17 protein-coding genes are annotated in these 14,668 nt (G+C 61.2%); 10 read left to right on the plus strand and 7 right to left on the minus strand.

The features are described from left to right. Positions 1–4: 4 nt before the first annotated feature. From NLY36_RS23610 to NLY36_RS23640, 7 genes are all read left to right on the plus strand, one after another. A complete protein-coding gene (locus NLY36_RS23610) occupies positions 5–1,132 on the plus strand; it encodes an NAD(P)/FAD-dependent oxidoreductase (RefSeq protein WP_023710086.1) in 1,128 nt (375 codons plus the stop codon). Positions 1,133–1,312: 180 nt separating this feature from the next. Continuing rightward, the gene (locus NLY36_RS23615; RefSeq protein WP_023735706.1) at positions 1,313–1,528 is read left to right on the plus strand and encodes a hypothetical protein; all 216 of its coding nucleotides are present in this window, start codon (positions 1,313–1,315) and stop codon (positions 1,526–1,528) included. A 13-nt stretch (positions 1,529–1,541) separates the two neighbouring features. Then, positions 1,542–1,787, plus strand: coding sequence for a hypothetical protein (locus NLY36_RS23620; RefSeq protein ID WP_023686880.1), 246 nt, complete (start codon positions 1,542–1,544; stop codon positions 1,785–1,787). 481 nt (positions 1,788–2,268) lie between these two features. Beyond that, positions 2,269–2,430 (plus strand): hypothetical protein, encoded by a 162-nt coding sequence (locus NLY36_RS23625; RefSeq protein WP_023695157.1) that lies wholly within the window; start codon positions 2,269–2,271, stop codon positions 2,428–2,430. A 10-nt stretch (positions 2,431–2,440) separates the two neighbouring features. After that, entirely contained in the window at positions 2,441–4,207 is a 1,767-nt protein-coding gene (locus NLY36_RS23630) for a thiamine pyrophosphate-dependent enzyme (protein ID WP_023735704.1), read from the plus strand. Positions 4,208–4,232: 25 nt separating this feature from the next. After that, positions 4,233–4,397, plus strand: coding sequence for a hypothetical protein (locus NLY36_RS23635; RefSeq protein WP_023686884.1), 165 nt, complete (start codon positions 4,233–4,235; stop codon positions 4,395–4,397). Position 4,398: 1 nt separating this feature from the next. Next, the gene (locus NLY36_RS23640; protein WP_023667763.1) at positions 4,399–5,268 is read left to right on the plus strand and encodes an SDR family oxidoreductase; all 870 of its coding nucleotides are present in this window, start codon (positions 4,399–4,401) and stop codon (positions 5,266–5,268) included. A 305-nt stretch (positions 5,269–5,573) separates the two neighbouring features. Here the strand turns inward: NLY36_RS23640 and NLY36_RS23645 are convergent, their stop codons facing one another. Next, positions 5,574–6,086, minus strand: coding sequence for an OmpA family protein (locus NLY36_RS23645; protein WP_023667764.1), 513 nt, complete (start codon positions 6,084–6,086; stop codon positions 5,574–5,576). Between the two features lie 10 nt (positions 6,087–6,096). Further along, positions 6,097–6,756, minus strand: coding sequence for a L,D-transpeptidase (locus tag NLY36_RS23650; RefSeq protein WP_023735703.1), 660 nt, complete (start codon positions 6,754–6,756; stop codon positions 6,097–6,099). Between the two features lie 1,009 nt (positions 6,757–7,765). Between NLY36_RS23650 and NLY36_RS23655 the strand changes: the two genes are divergently transcribed. Beyond that, positions 7,766–7,930, plus strand: a complete 165-nt coding sequence (locus NLY36_RS23655) for a hypothetical protein (protein ID WP_023667766.1) — start codon at positions 7,766–7,768, stop codon at positions 7,928–7,930. A gap of 181 nt (positions 7,931–8,111) precedes the next feature. Here the strand turns inward: NLY36_RS23655 and NLY36_RS23660 are convergent, their stop codons facing one another. Then, positions 8,112–8,711, minus strand: coding sequence for an EF-hand domain-containing protein (locus NLY36_RS23660; protein WP_031205277.1), 600 nt, complete (start codon positions 8,709–8,711; stop codon positions 8,112–8,114). Positions 8,712–9,122: 411 nt separating this feature from the next. On the opposite strand from NLY36_RS23660, the gene NLY36_RS23665 reads away from it, so the two are divergent. Further along, positions 9,123–9,590, plus strand: a complete 468-nt coding sequence (locus NLY36_RS23665) for a hypothetical protein (protein WP_023667769.1) — start codon at positions 9,123–9,125, stop codon at positions 9,588–9,590. Positions 9,591–9,872: 282 nt separating this feature from the next. Here the strand turns inward: NLY36_RS23665 and NLY36_RS23670 are convergent, their stop codons facing one another. After that, positions 9,873–10,079 carry a hypothetical protein gene (locus tag NLY36_RS23670; RefSeq protein ID WP_023825912.1) on the minus strand — a complete coding sequence of 69 codons (207 nt, stop codon included), beginning with the start codon at positions 10,077–10,079 and terminating at the stop codon, positions 9,873–9,875. A gap of 1,191 nt (positions 10,080–11,270) precedes the next feature. On the opposite strand from NLY36_RS23670, the gene NLY36_RS23675 reads away from it, so the two are divergent. Next, positions 11,271–11,495 (plus strand): hypothetical protein, encoded by a 225-nt coding sequence (locus tag NLY36_RS23675; protein ID WP_155922421.1) that lies wholly within the window; start codon positions 11,271–11,273, stop codon positions 11,493–11,495. Positions 11,496–11,750: 255 nt separating this feature from the next. Here NLY36_RS23675 and NLY36_RS23680 read toward each other — a convergent pair whose 3' ends face one another. The 3 genes from NLY36_RS23680 to NLY36_RS23690 form a co-directional block, all read right to left on the minus strand. Then, the gene (locus tag NLY36_RS23680) at positions 11,751–12,299 is read right to left on the minus strand and encodes a hypothetical protein (protein WP_031199265.1); all 549 of its coding nucleotides are present in this window, start codon (positions 12,297–12,299) and stop codon (positions 11,751–11,753) included. A gap of 10 nt (positions 12,300–12,309) precedes the next feature. Then, entirely contained in the window at positions 12,310–13,485 is a 1,176-nt protein-coding gene (locus NLY36_RS23685) for a zinc-dependent alcohol dehydrogenase (protein ID WP_023682758.1), read from the minus strand. Positions 13,486–14,022: 537 nt separating this feature from the next. Then, positions 14,023–14,652 carry a TetR/AcrR family transcriptional regulator gene (locus NLY36_RS23690; protein ID WP_023704689.1) on the minus strand — a complete coding sequence of 210 codons (630 nt, stop codon included), beginning with the start codon at positions 14,650–14,652 and terminating at the stop codon, positions 14,023–14,025. Positions 14,653–14,668 lie beyond the last annotated feature (16 nt).

The raw sequence follows: 14,668 nt of genomic DNA on the forward strand, positions 1-14,668 counted from the left end.
TCTCATGGCTGCATCACATCAGGTTTCCAAGGTCGTTGTTGTCGGCGGCGGCATTTTTGGCGTCTCCTCGGCCGTTCATCTTGCAAGGCTCGGCATCGAGACCGTGCTGGTCAATGATGGACCGCTCGCCAAGGGAGCTTCCGGCCGCTCGCTCGCCTGGATCAATTCGGCGCGCAGGCGCTCGGCTGAATATCATCGCCTGCGCATGATCGGTATCGACCGCTACCGCAGTTTGTCGGCGCGATGCCCGGATGCCGCCTGGCTGCGTTTCGACGGTGGCCTGACGTGGGATGCGGACGATGCCTCAAACGAGATCGCCGATGTCTTCGCTCACGAAAAACGTCTCGGCTATGATGCGCAGCATCTGTCCGCGGACGCCATAAGGTTGGTCGCGCCGGGTGTCTGCGCAAGCGCTGTCACGCCTCAAGGCGCGATCTTCAACCCGGGCGAGGGCTGGGTCGACCTGCCGTCGCTGATCGAAATATTGATCGCGGAATTCGTGGAGCGGGGCGGCCAGGTGGTCACCGAGGCCGGACGCGCTACCGTCACCGTCGCCAACGGCCGCGCCACCGGCGTCACCACCACCAGCGGGATCAGCTTCGCCGCCAACGCGGTGCTTCTGGCGACCGGTGCGGATGTGCCGCGAATGGTCGCCGTGGCCGGTCAGCGTATTGCCGATGGGACACCGATCGCGCTGCTGGTCAGGACCAAGCCAGTCGACTTGCCGCTACGCGCCGTGCTCAACACGCCGCGCGTCGCCATCCGGCCGACGCCTGATGGCGCCCTCGCGCTCGATTCTGCCTGGTCGGAAGAAGAGGTGGTAGTCAATCCGGACGGGACTTATCGCGTAAAAGCATCGACCATCCAGGGGCTTCTCGACGAAGCGTCGAATGTTCTCGACGGTCATCCGAAATTGGAATTGGAGAGCTACGGTGTCGGGCCCAAGCCAATCCCCGGAGACGGCGAGCCGGTCTTCGGCCAGTTGCGGGAGATCGAGGGGTATTACGTCGCCTTCAGCCACAGCGGCGCAACACTTGGCTTGATTGCCGGCGAACTGCTTGCAACCGAGATCGCCACCGGAACAGAGCACCCACTCCTTGCAAGCTTTCGACCGTCTCGATTTTCACTTTAGCCCGCCAATTCGCCTCGGAATGGGATGTAATGTGGCATGCCTGGAGTTTCGCTAGCCGAGACGGCGGCCGCCTGGCCGCTTACGCGCACCGAACCTGACACCGGAACATTTTCTCCACGTTGAAGTTGGACAGCGCCAGGACCGTCTTTCGTCCAAGCTCAACCAGCGCTGAGAAATTCCATGACCAACCAACACCCCAAGACTAAACAGCCCACGGACAAGGATCTGCGAGACAACCCGGGAATCGGCACCTCGAAGGGCGCGGTCAAGGGCGGCGATATGCTCGACGAGAGCGATGCTCTCGATGGGGACAATACGTTCGAAGGCGATGTCGAGAACGACGTCACGCCTCAGGGCGGCATCAACCCTGACCAGACCGAACGCACGAACAAGTAGGAGGCACCTTGCCATGGCCGGCCGGAAGACCCACGAGCAGCAGCTGCGCATCATCGAAAAGCGCGAGAACTCCAGCAATGCCGGCGACGATTTCAATGCCGAGGATGAGCTGAAGAGATCCAAGCAGGAGCGCGAGGCGCGGCAAGACGGCGCCAATCTACGCGACGAGGGCGTGGAATTGACCGACAAGGACGATCGCCAGATGATCCGCGGCGAAAACCAGGAGAGCGAGCACCACAAGCGCAGGCAGGACGACTAAGCCTGCCGTCTTTTTAAAGCTATCGAGGAGCCATGCCAGACTACCGGCACGCCAGGCACCGCATGGTCGAAGCGCACATCGCCCGCCGCGGTGTGCGCGACGAACGAGTCCTTTCGCCACTGAGGCGGAATCCCGCGCGGGAAATTCGTCGACGAGGGGTGCGAGGAGTTCGCCTATGGGGACGGTGCGGGCGGCGTTGCGCTCTGGCTATAGGGACCTGCGAAGACGCGACCTGAACATCGGCCAGCTCTGCCGCGAGCGCTTTTGGCGATCAGGCAGCCTCGGCCACTACGTGCAATCCTCGGCCTCGCAGCAGTTCGATGCCTTCGTCTGGTTCGATCGCACCTCGCCTGTTCAGCCGCTAACTGCCGAACACGCCTCATCGAGGGTAATACCTGACACGTTTCCCTTGGGCACCTGAGTAGGCGGCATTGCCTTCGGGCACGGAACATCTCACCGACTTTCTGGTTAGGCAGGCCGGATGAAGGGAGCTTTGCGCATGGCCACTAATTTGGAAGACGGCAAGACCGCTCAATCTTCCGACCAGTTGCATGGCGGCAATCGCGGCGGCAACAAAGACCAGCGTAAGACTGACAAGACCGCGAACAAGAGCAGCCAGGCGGCGGGATCCGCATCGCGGTAAGGACTGAGACATGCCGACCGCCGCGGACATCCTCATCGAGACGCTGATCGACTGGAACGTCGATATCATCTTTGGCCTGCCGGGCGACGGCATCAATGGCATCATGGAGGCGCTGCGCGGGCGGCAGGACCGCATCCGCTTCATTCAGGTGCGGCACGAGGAATCCGCGGCGTTCATGGCGTGCGCCTACTCAAAATGGACAGGCAAGCTCGGTGTCTGCCTCGCAACTTCCGGCCCTGGCGGCACACACCTCCTGACGGGACTCTACGATGCCAAGCTCGACCAAGCGCCGGTGCTCGCCATTACCGGCATGCAGTTCCACGACCTTATCGAGACCTTCACCCAGCAGGATGTCGACTTGACGCGCGTCTTCAGCGATGTCGCCGTCTTCAACGCGCAGGTCTCCGACGCGGCGCATATGGAAAGCCTGGCCGGTCTCGCCTGCAGGTCGGCGCTGGCACGTCGCGGCGTTGCGCATCTGTCGATCGCCAGCGATGTGCAGGAGCACACGCTCGACCAAGCCAAGCGCTCGAAGCGCAACAAACCGTCGCATACGCCGGATCGTTGGTTCGAAGGAAGCAGGCTTCCCGACGAAGAACAACTTGCGAAAGCCGCCGAGATCCTGAACGGGGCGACAAAGGTCGCGATCCTCGCCGGTCGGGGCGCGCTTGGTGCCAGGCACGAGTTGGAAGAGACGGCGGAGCTGCTTGGTGCCCCCGTCGCAAAGGCCTTGCTCGGTAAGGCTGCCTTGCCCGACGATCACCCGCTGACGACCGGCGGCATCGGGATTCTCGGCACGCTGCCGTCGCAGGAAATCATGGAGGAATGTGACGCGCTGCTCGTCGTCGGCTCGACCTTTCCCTACATCGAATACTACCCGAAGCCGGGACAGGCGCGCGGGGTGCAGATCGAGCGCGACCCGCAGCGCATCGGCCTGCGCTATCCCATTGAGGCCGGCCTTGCCGGCGATGCCGCCGTGACGCTGCGACTGCTGAACAAGCGCCTGAAGCGCAAGGATGATCGCAGCTTCCTCGAGAAGGCGCAGGCGGGCATGCGACGCTGGCGCGAGATGATGGCGCAGTCGGAGCAAAAGGCCGCCACTTCGCTCAAGCCCCAGGTGGTTACACGCGCATTTGGGAAACGATTGCCCGATGATGCGATCCTGGTTGCCGATTCCGGCCAGAACACCGAGATGGCGGCCCGCCATATCGAGCTGCGTGACGGGCAGGCCTTCGGCGTCTCGGGCGCGCTGGCCTCGATGGCATGCGGACTGCCCTATGCGATCGCCGCGGGCCTGGCCTGTCCCGGCCGGCCGGTCTTCGCGGTCGTCGGCGACGGCGGTCTCGCGATGCAACTCGGCGAGTTCTCGACGGCAGTTCGGTACCGGGTCCCACTCAAGGTGCTCGTGCTCAAGAACGGCATGCTCAATCAGATCGCCTGGGAGCAGATGATGTTCCTCGGTAACCCGCAATTCGCCTGCGAACTCCAGCCCATCGACTTCGCCATGGCCGCCGAAGCCATGGGCGGCATTGGCTACAGCGTCTCTCGCTCCGAGGAGGTGGAAGGCGTTCTCGACGCTGCCCTGGCTGCTGAGGGTCCGGTGGTCATCGAGGCCGTGGTCGACCCGTACGAACCGATGATGCCACCGAAGATGCCGCCGGATTATGCGAAAAATTTCCGCAAGGCGCTACCGGATACCCCCGGACGCGCGGAAATCGAGGCGAATGTGGCGCAAGAGCCGCTGAGGTCGATGATTACCGCTGGCGAGAAAGAATGACGAGCCACGCAAGAAGGAGCACGAGTTGAAGAAGACGGACAGCGGCACCGCAAATCGCGGTTCGCCGGACCTCATGGGCGGCGACCAAGCGTGCGAGTCCGAGGAATGGGGCGGTGGCTCGAAAGCCGCCAAGGGACCGATCACGGAACCGGATCGACACAACCGCAACTCCAGCCAAAAAAGGAGCTGACATGCAGGATGCCCAGCAGAAATATCCTCGGCCGCCGCTTCCCGAACAGCAGCAGGACATGCCCGGCTACACCGACGAGATGGATCCACGGCCCGACCACGGAGAGGAGAGCTATCGCGGCAGCGGTAAGCTGACGGACCGCGTCGCGCTGATCACCGGCGCGGACTCGGGCATCGGCCGGGCGGTGGCTATCGCGTTTGCACGCGAAGGCGCCGACGTCATGATCTCCTATCTTGAAGAGGACGAAGATGCGCAGGAGACGGCGCGCTTGGTCGAGGAAGCGGGGCGCAAGGCGGTGCTCGCACCCGGCGACATCTCGGACGAAATCTTCGCGCGGTCGCTTGTGCAGCGAGCTATCGATGAATGCGGGCGCCTGGACATCCTCGTCAACAATGCAGCCCACCAGGCGTCGTTCGAGAAGCTGGAGGACATCAGCGCGGAGGAATGGGATCTCACCTTTCGCACCAATGTCTATGCGATGTTCTATCTGTCCCAGGAAGCAGTGAAGCACATGGAACCCGGCTCGACCATCATCAACACATCCTCAATCAACGCGACCAGTCCCTCGCCGGCACTGCTTGCCTACGCCACTACCAAAGGAGCGATCGCCAACTTCACCGCCGGACTTGCAGGTCTGGTAGCTGAACGCGGCATTCGGGTAAACGCGGTCGCTCCCGGGCCGATTTGGACGCCGCTGATCCCGTCGACAATGCCCTCTGAGAAGGTCAAGGAGTTCGGCAAGAACACGCCGCTCAAGCGTCCCGGGCAACCGGCAGAGCTTGCAGCGACCTATGTGCTGCTTGCCTCGGAAGGATCGAGCTACACCACCGGCGCACTCTACGAGGTCACCGGCGGACGGCCGATGCTTTGAGCGAGCGTACCTGCCAGCTCCACGGCGCCCACTCCCCGTAGCACACCGACATGTGGCGAGGCTCATGCCGATCACGATCGCGGACAACCGCCACGTCCGCAAACTGGTCGAGGCGGATGCCGAAGCCTCCCACCAGACCCTGAACCGGAGGTTGGTAGACGGGAAGCTGATTTCATTCCGGGTTCAACCGGAGCGTCAGCTTTCGGGGAGGGGCAAACGCTGGGTGAATGTCCCTGATAGGCGCATTGCAGCCATGCCGCCGTCGCGTTGTGAGACTGATTTGGCGGCCAGCAAAACAGCAGCCTCTACGACTCGTCCCTCTCATCGCGCAAATTAGACACAACGCGGCGGTTCTGCGACCTGCAGGCGGAGTCGGGGCAGTCGCGGACGAGCCTGTCCTTGCCGTAGCCCTTGGCCCACATGCGGTTCCGGTCTATGCCGCCGGCGGCGAGGTAGTCCATCACCGCATCGGCGCGCTGCTGTGACAGCGCCGTTTCACTTGCGCCGGGATCGTCGGCGAAACCCTGCAGCTTGAGCAGCCAGCGCGGATGCTTTGTCAACCAGGCGATCTGGGTGTCGAGGGTGGCCTTGGCGACAGAATCGAGCGCGGCCGAACCTTTCGTGAAGTAGGTGCGGCGGCCGACATTGAGGATAAAATCCTCCTCGCTGCCCGGCTGCACGTTCTGGAAGCCGGCAATCTCGGCGTTGGTGACGTCGGGCGTCGACGGGGCCAGCGTGTTGCTGGTCGAGCAGGATGTGGCCACAACCAGCAGGCCGGCGGCGAGCAGCCGGCGCGTGTTTTCAATCATGCGGTTCATGATGCGCCAATCATTCGATAGTGGTGGAAGCGGGCGCCTGGTCGGCGATGTGCGGCAGGACCTCCACCGCGGTGCCGATCGGGCACCGCTGGTAGAGGTCGATGATGTCTTCGGGGAACATGCGGATGCAGCCGCTGGAAGCGTCGGTGCCGATGCTCCATGGCTCCAGCGTGCCATGCAGGCGGTAGCCGATGTCGGCGCCATCGCGGTACAGATAGAGCGCGCGCGGCCCGAGCGGATTGTTGGACGCGCCGCCTGCGATCATGGGCGGTAAGTCCGGTTTGCGCTCACGCATTTCGGGGGGCGGGACCCATTGCGGCCACAGCGCGCGGCGATCGATCGTCGCGCGGCCGTACCATTTGAAGCCTTCCTTGCCGACGCCGACGCCGTAGCGGATGGCAGTCTTGTTTTCCATGATGAGGTAGAGGAAGTGGTGGCGGGTATCGACCACGACGGTGCCGACCGGCTCGCTGCTGAAATACTTGACGATCTGGCGATGCCATCTCTTGTCGATCTTGGCGAAGTTGGTCTTGCGATAGACGAAATCGTTATCGCTGGCGGTACCGGCGAAAAAGGATTTTGCCCCCGCGGCTTGAACAATATTGCTGGTTCCACCGACCGCGACCAGCGCCAGACCGCCGAGCACGACACCCCTGCGTGATAAAACCATCGGCAATCCCCCATGCCTTAAGCCTGGCGAACCATAGTTGAGAATGATTCCGGCTCAAAGTGGAAAATGCTGCAGTGGGTGGGCCGCAAGCGGTCTGTCCGCTTGACGGCAAAATAGCGGCTGCCCGCCGGCTCACGCCGGCGGGCTTTTTTGTGCGGACGGGAACATCCTCGCTCCAAGGGTGTTTTGTCACACCCGGCTCGTTCTTCATCGGTCGTGCCGGTGACCAAGATGTCCCCTCATTCATCATGGTCGGCCCGCGCAGCCTTGACCGCACGCGCGGGCCATCCCATCACAAGGCCCGCTGGCTCACGCTGGCGGGTTTTTCCGCGTCCATGCGCCGACACTCATCTTCGCATGCCTGTCACAACGAGCCAGGCGGATTCCAGTATCCGCACGCGGCGAGGAGGACTTGCGACATGCCTCGCTGCGGGATTTTCGCGATGAGTCTACCTGGCTCCCGCTGAACGCCATGGCCTGACCACCGGGCGCGTTGGACGACCTTCAAGTCGAAAAAGCCCGCGGCAATCGCACCTTAGGCGAAGAGGCTTTGCTTTGTTGATGCAGTTGTCATCGCATCAATCGTGGGTAGCAACGCGGTTGTTGCGTGTTGTTGGAGAGATGGGGTTTCCCGAAAAGAATGAACATGCGCAGACAAAAGAAGCGAGCAGGATGGCCGTGAGTACATCTGCCAAATATCTATTACCTCATATGCGCTCGCTCCTCGGAAGGCGATCCCGCCACCCTCTCGACAGTGAAGATGGCGGGATCTCAACCGGCGACAAGGGACTTCGACCGACGGTGGGTTTCCAATTCGGCGTCCGGCTGCGTGTTCCGCCGTTCGGGCTTCTTCCAACCGCAATCAGACGTAAGTCCTATCCCATAAGACTGATGCCAAATTCGGAACATCCGCTGAAGCATTGCGTTCGGCAGCGTGAAACCCCAAGGCAAAGGATGACTAATCATGTCGAATTGCGAGACTGCAAAATCACATTCGTTAGGAAATCGCGTGGCTGATCTCACAGCCAAGATGCGTGAAGCGCAGATTGACGCGGGTGAAATGATGGCCTTCCACAAGGTTGCAACTATGTTGGAGGACAGCCAAGGACGTATCAATGGCGACGACTTGATCGCCGCATCCTTCGTTCTGCTGGAAGACCGAGCGCCCGAGTGACCTTGCGTTGGTCGGCTTCGATCGTTCCTCGATCAGCAATGCGAAGCCTTTTTTGTCACGGCTGGCGTCTAGCGGGACTGCGGGAATAGCTCAAGCCTAAAGGGTGCTGGCCGGACACCGCTTCGGGATCGGCCGCCACGCGCCCGCTTTGTCCGAGGGAGGGCATTCCCTTTGAAGACAGCTACGGCGTGTCCTCGCTATCAGTGCCATGCATGCTGGAGCCATGCATGAAGGACTGGATCTCGTTCACATCGATCTTGCCATCACCATTCTCGTCAATGCTACTGAACATCCTGCCCACCGCGCGTTGAACCTCGTCCTCGGACACCGATCCGTCGCCATCGGTGTCCAACAGCCCGAACATCAGTCGCATGCCGGCACCGCGCATCATCTGATGATGCCAGCGTCCAGCCATTCTGTGTCCACGATCGCGGTCACCGTGGTTCTGCCAACGGTCGCCATCTTCATCGTGGCGGTCAGCATCCTCGTTGCGATCGCCTTGATAGTTGCGACTATCTTCCTCGCGGAAACCCTCTTCGGAACCGCGATCCTGCTGCAGTCGCTCACGGACAGCTTGCTCAACCATCTGGCGGATCATTTCGCGTGTTGGTCCATCCGCTTGTCCGGTCGCATCCGGCAACTGTCCGGCGGCCGGCGGTTCGGTTGCCGGAGCGGGTGCAGGTGTCGAGGGTGATGGTGTTCCGCTTGTCTGGGCGAGCGCGGGGGAGGTCAGGGCAATGAAAACGGCGGCCGCGGCCGTCGTGCTGTGTGGAAATCTCATGGCATGCTCCATCAGTGCCTTCGCTTGGAAGGCCAAACTGGAGCTCGATGTGATTGTTCCCCGAAGGGATCAGGTCACGGCGAAGTTACTGAGGCATGCCCCCGTCTGAGGTAGATCAGGGTCTTCGCCAGGGAATAATTCGGCTCCTCTTCCCTAGGCACAAGAGGAACCGGCGCCCATTTTTGCGGGCAATGAACGTTGGACATTCGGCCTCGCCAATTTTCTGCCAATCGATCATACCGACGCACCAATTCCCTCTACGTCCTCTCCTTTCGTGGGACGGAAGCCGTTTCGACCGCACGCCGTCAATCGCGAATCCCGCGTCCATATGCTGCGGCCATGATGCATATTTTTTATGTCACGGACCTCTGTCCGTCTGGACACCATGTTAGCCAGCGCTAAATCAGAGCAATGCGACGCCTCCTGCTGGGACTTACAGTTTTTCTCTTTTGGACCACGTTGCTTCAGGCCGAGGCGTGGCAGCCCTTCGGCGTCCGACAGCTTGGCTTTAGTTTCGATATTCCTCCGAATTTCGTCCTGACCCAGAATTCGGAGCAGGGCGCGGCTTTTCAGGGCCCAAGAGACGCGTTTCTGGTCGTTTGGGGCGCGCGACTTGGCAAAGCAAGTTTTCGCGCCGAGATTGAACATCGCATGATCGAGGACGAAAAGGCCGGTTGGCGACTGACCTATCGGCGCCTAGCCCCGAAATGGGCCAGCTACTCCGGGGTCAAGAATGGCGAGATTCGCTACGTCCGTGCAATTATGGTCTGCAACCAGCGTGCCGCGCTTTTCACAATGAATTATCGGAAATCCGAAAAGAAACCGTATGACCCTGTTGTTGTGCGCATGGTCCGGTCCCTGAGAGCGGAAGGATGTTAGCCAGCAAAGAGCGAGGTTGCCGTACTGTGCTTCCCTCGGCTAAGGGCCAGTGGTCAACCCGGCTCCCCAATAGCCTCGCCCAGTCACATGAAAGCAGGCACCGGCAGATATGCGGCCGAACGTTCTCACGCTGGCTCAGCCGCTCAAAGCCCATCACCGAAAAGCTGCTTAGTGCGGTCGCCAGCTAGAGCTACCACTGAGCCATTCCCGCTGCGGCTGGGTAGCGCCTCAGTTCCGTACGCGTTCATACCAAGAACGGGCGGGGCGAACGTCCTGATAGAGCTACGGCTGTAGAAGCGCGCCGCCAAACTGCGCCCACAAGCGCTCGCACTCTCTCGCCCTTAGGCTCGGGGTGCCGGGCGCGCCATAGAAGACCATGGCGCCGCGAATGTCGTATCCAAGCACCGAGGCGTTGGCCACGAACTGGATGGCTCTTCCCAAGCTGGTGATGCCGATGTCGACCTCAGCTTTGTTGGTGAGGTCGACCACGCCTACTATCTCCGCATTGGCGCTCCTGCCCGCCAAAACGGCCGTCGATATTCCATCATGCACGGCAAGAAGCATTTCGGTGAGTTGCCCGGTGGAAGGGCTCTACAAACGCTTAAACGTCAGGTTTGTTCCCAACTGGCCTTGGCGGCTTTCCGACGACCAAGAATGCGACTGCGACTACGCTCAATAGAATCACTGCGAACAGGATTGCCATGATTTCCGCGCACTGTATCGGATCACTCCGCGGCGAAGAAAACCCCGCAACATATCTCAGATAGCCGCGGGTGTTCGGCTGTAAGAACCAAACTGGGTCCCGCGGTCTCTCATGTGCGCGTAGTTGACATCGTCTGCTGGACCGAACGGTCAGGCCGAAGAGCCCAGTTCCTCTCAGCATCGAGCAGTTCATTCTGCTCGATCAAGCCATTCATAAACAGCCTGAGTATATGCGCAGCTATGCGCTCTCCGTTCTGCGAAGCAAGAGGTAGGGCGCGCTCTTTGCAGACCGTGTGACAAACCTGGGCGAGCATCTCAATCTCGCTTGGCCCCAAAAACCGACCCGGATACAACATACCGTTTTCCTGTTGGAGAGTTGGAATGGCTATCCATTACGCAGGGTCACCGGCAGCCACAATCAACTATGATAGTGAGATGTCGAGTCCCGGTGGAAAAAACAGTGAGGTCCCAAAAGTGGTCGCGCTTGTCTCCGATTGACAGATGCCTCGACGCTACACCGACCAGCGCTACCGCACCCGCTTCATCGACGCGGCTTTGCAAAGGCCTATGACCAGTTCGCTACCAGCTGCCGGACCGCCCAGGCGAGCATGCCGCCGGCCATTACCGAAAGCGCGATGTCGTGGATGAGCCAGCCTTTTCCGTATACATCCAGTTGTTACGCTGCGCATCTGCTTCGGTTCGAAAACTCGCCGCGAGCCTGGCGTGCTCGCGTGTCCGGGCCGAAAACGCCTTCACAGCCCATATGTTGATAACGACATTGATGAGGCTGCCGCCGACCTCGTTGGCATAGGATGCTTCCCGGCAAGGGCATCGACCAATGCCCCGGGGCCGACCAGCACGAACCTGCGGGGGGCTTTCCCGGAACAAAGCGTCGACGATCCGGTTCGGCAGGGAAGCGGCCAAAATTCATGCCATCGGAGATGCCGAGGCAGATGACAGATGAAAGGGAAGCTGAAGATGACGAAGTCTCGCGACCGCACCGTTCCCGGCGACGGCAAGATCGAAACCGGCCCGAACACATCTCCGCAACAGGATCCGGCAGAGGGGTCGCGCGAGACAATCGATCGCGAACTCGAGCGGACAGACGACGATAATAATTCCGACGAAGCGGAACGCTTGCGCCGAGACCTGCGGAAAGGGGTGGCGGAAGAGACCGAGCTTCCCGAACGCGGCTCGGCCTGAGGATCGCCGGAACCTGGCCAAGGTAAGAGACATGGAAGGCTAGACGCCTGGTCGCATCGCTGCTTGCTTCCTGCCTTTAACGCACCGGCCACACAACCATGCGCGGCGGTGATCCAGGGGACGGCGAGAACGGCCACTCGACGGTCCACTCTGTTCCAGCAAAGTCGGCTCGCCGAGAGCAACCACCTCTGGCGTTAGGGCCCGACGAGATGCCACCTGTCCAGGTCGCATGGCGCCAGGGTTCGGAAATCTCTATCAGGCTGCGCCGGCCTCCTGGCTGCGCTGCGAGCGGGCGCGGTCGCGGGCTGCGGCAGTGCCTCCGGGAAAGCCGCTTCGATCGCTGTAGTCGCGTGGCTTGGTCCTGCTCCGAGAGTGGCGCGCGGTCACGCTTTTCGCACCGATGATGTCGAGCAATGTGATGCCGGCGACCATGGCAAGCGCAAGGCCTACATTATCGCGCTTTGGGTTGCCATGCCGATATGCTGTCAGCAATGTCGCGATATCCAGGCCGTCGCCGGCCACCCGGCTCCAAAGCCCGGCCTGCTTGTCCACTGAAAGCGAGAGTATGCCGCTGCTTATTTCCCGCGCCCCATAAGCGCGGATCAGATCTTCCTTGCCGCGCATGCCGAGCGCGCCGGCAATCCGTTCGGCGCCAACCAGCTCGGCGACGCCAAGCGCGATGCTGAACCAGCCGAGCTTGCGGGCAAGGCCATCGGAGGCCGCGACCGCACTCTGCCCAGTCTTCAGCACTTTGGGATCGCCAGGCGATCGGGTGATGTTGGTAAGTTTGGCAATCACGTTCATGACGATTTCCCTACGGTTTCAGTACAACCTTGATGCAACTGTCCTGCTTGTCGCGAAACACCTTGTACATCTCGGGTCCCTGCTCGAGCCCCACGGTATGGGTGATGACGAAGGATGGGTCGATCTGGCCATCTTCGATGCGGCGCAACAGATCCTCGGTCCAACGGTTGACATGGGTCTGCCCCATTCGGAAGGTGAGCCCCTTGTTCATTGCCTGTCCCATCGGAATCTTGTCGACCAGCCCGCTGTAGACGCCGGGGATCGAGATCACGCCGGCCGGCCGGCAGACATAGATCATCTCACGCAGAACGTGCGGTCGATCATTTTCCATCAGCATCAACTGCTTTGCGCGATCGTAGACGGTATCGGGCTGGGCCAGCGAGACGTGGCTTTCCATGCCGACGCAATCGATGCACTTCTCCGGGCCCTTTCCGCCGGTGAGTTCCCGCAGTCGTTCGACGACACTTTCCTCGGCGAAATTGATGGCGATGGCGCCGCCGGCCGCGGCCATGGAAAGCCGTTCCGGCAGGCAATCGATCGCCACCACCTGTTTGGCGCCGAGCAGCAGGGCGCTGCGTATGGCCATCTGCCCGACTGGGCCGCAGCCCCACACCGCAACTGTATCGGTGGGCTCAATGTCGCACTGTGCCGCCGCCTGCCATCCGGTAGGAAAAATATCGCCGAGGAAGAGAACCTGCTCGTCGGTAAGGCTGTCAGGCACCTTTACGTGCGTGGCATCGGCGAACGGCACACGCATGTATTCCGCCTGTCCCCCGGGATAGCCGCCGGTCAAATGAGTGTAGCCGAACAGACCCGCGGTGGTGTGCCCGAACACCTTGTCACCGAGATTCTTCTTGCGGTTTGTGCGTTCGCAAACCGAAAAGTTCTGTCGCTTGCACTGGTCGCACTCACCGCAGATTATGGTGAACGGCACGACGATGCGGTCTCCCTCCTTCAGAGCGCCGTTGACGCCCTTGCCGACCTCAACGACCTCTCCCATCATCTCGTGGCCCATGATGTCGCCGGGCAGCATGGCTGGCACATAGTTGTGGTAGAGGTGAAGGTCGGAGCCGCATATGGCACAACTCGTCACCTTGATGATCGCGTCACGTTCATCCTCAATTTCCGGGTCCGAAACCTGATCGCAGCGTATGTCTTCCTTGCCGTGCCAGACCAACGCTCGCATAGCTTGCTCCTATTTTCGCAAGATCTGTGGGTAGGGACCTCGCGCCTGTCCTAAGCGGGCCGATGCCTGGTTGGATCGACTGTGCCGCTGCTTGTCGAACCACAGGGGCGGACCGATGTTCCGGGAGCTCGAGAGAATTTTTGGGCCATTCCAGACCCGCACCTTGGAAGGATCTGTCGCGGGCACCAGCGGCCTTCGCGGGCGCGTCGGGGCACGAACCGCCGGAGCCCGAGCCACGAATGGACGTACTCAAGTGTACCAAAGAAGGTCCGTCCGCAGGTGTCCCTTCGCGGCGATCGACACCTCATCTGCTCGATTCTCGCGGCCATAACCGGCATTCTCTTCCTCGCCCTCACAGGTCGGCGGAGGCGCTCAAGGGTCAGCGCTGTGTGACCGGAGCAGGTAGGAGATGCCGCTCACCGGCGGGCGCGCAGCCCGACCCGACGCGATCGACATGGGGTGGATGGGCGCCATCGCGCCGGCGACTCTAGCGGAGTATTTCGCAGAAATACAATGATTAGCGGGCAGGGCGGACTGCTAGCCGTGCGCAGCGATGAACATGGCGACGGCCGACCGGCAATAGGATTCGATTTCGTTGTCGTCCGCCGCTCTCGCCTCATCGAAGCGTGCGATAATCAAAAGATCGGATCCTTTGAAAAGCGCGGCAAACAAGCGGGCGGACCGGAGAGGATCGGGCACGTTCAGAACCGCCTTCGCGTGCAACTGACGCAACAGGACCTCGATTTGGGCGATGACATGGGCGGGGCCGGCTTCGAAATGGAGCTTGCTTAACGACCTTGGATTCGTCTGGTCGGCCATGACCATGGCTTCGACACTGCGGACGTCTGATCTCAACAGTGTCCGAAGCAGGGATGATCCCACCGCCATGAGCTGATCTTCGACCGAACCGCCGACGCCTTCAAGAAGGGCCAGTGGCGCAAACAACTGATGGCAGCCGGCCGAGATGGCCGCGCTGAACAGCGCCTCCTTGTTCTCGAAATGCCGATAGATGCTGAGCTTGGATATCTTCGCCCGCTGGGCGACCTTGTCCAATGTGGTCGCTTGAAAACCCAATTCCACAAAGAGTTCGGACGCAGCGTCGAGTATCGTTTGGCCAAGCGCCTCGTTGGCGGGCCGGCCGCGCCGGCCCTGGCTATTTTCGGTCACGACAATTCCAGTCCTT

Origin of the sequence: Mesorhizobium sp. C399B (assembly GCF_030323185.1) — a bacterium.
Taxonomy (GTDB): domain Bacteria; phylum Pseudomonadota; class Alphaproteobacteria; order Rhizobiales; family Rhizobiaceae; genus Mesorhizobium.

What these genes read in the sequence shown, in the direction of transcription:
- NLY36_RS23615 (WP_023735706.1), top strand. Translation starts at nt 1,313, where the DNA reads ATGACCAACCAACACCCCAAGACTAAACAGCCCACGGACAAGGATCTG.
- NLY36_RS23685 (WP_023682758.1), bottom strand. Translation starts at nt 13,485, where the DNA reads ATGCGAGCGTTGGTCTGGCACGGCAAGGAAGACATACGCTGCGATCAG.
- NLY36_RS23660 (WP_031205277.1), bottom strand. Translation starts at nt 8,711, where the DNA reads ATGAGATTTCCACACAGCACGACGGCCGCGGCCGCCGTTTTCATTGCC.
- NLY36_RS23630 (WP_023735704.1), top strand. Translation starts at nt 2,441, where the DNA reads ATGCCGACCGCCGCGGACATCCTCATCGAGACGCTGATCGACTGGAAC.
- NLY36_RS23665 (WP_023667769.1), top strand. Translation starts at nt 9,123, where the DNA reads ATGCGACGCCTCCTGCTGGGACTTACAGTTTTTCTCTTTTGGACCACG.
- NLY36_RS23625 (WP_023695157.1), top strand. Translation starts at nt 2,269, where the DNA reads ATGAAGGGAGCTTTGCGCATGGCCACTAATTTGGAAGACGGCAAGACC.
- NLY36_RS23650 (WP_023735703.1), bottom strand. Translation starts at nt 6,756, where the DNA reads ATGGTTTTATCACGCAGGGGTGTCGTGCTCGGCGGTCTGGCGCTGGTC.
- NLY36_RS23620 (WP_023686880.1), top strand. Translation starts at nt 1,542, where the DNA reads ATGGCCGGCCGGAAGACCCACGAGCAGCAGCTGCGCATCATCGAAAAG.
- NLY36_RS23610 (WP_023710086.1), top strand. Translation starts at nt 5, where the DNA reads ATGGCTGCATCACATCAGGTTTCCAAGGTCGTTGTTGTCGGCGGCGGC.
- NLY36_RS23680 (WP_031199265.1), bottom strand. Translation starts at nt 12,299, where the DNA reads ATGAACGTGATTGCCAAACTTACCAACATCACCCGATCGCCTGGCGAT.
- NLY36_RS23675 (WP_155922421.1), top strand. Translation starts at nt 11,271, where the DNA reads ATGACGAAGTCTCGCGACCGCACCGTTCCCGGCGACGGCAAGATCGAA.
- NLY36_RS23645 (WP_023667764.1), bottom strand. Translation starts at nt 6,086, where the DNA reads ATGAACCGCATGATTGAAAACACGCGCCGGCTGCTCGCCGCCGGCCTG.
- NLY36_RS23640 (WP_023667763.1), top strand. Translation starts at nt 4,399, where the DNA reads ATGCAGGATGCCCAGCAGAAATATCCTCGGCCGCCGCTTCCCGAACAG.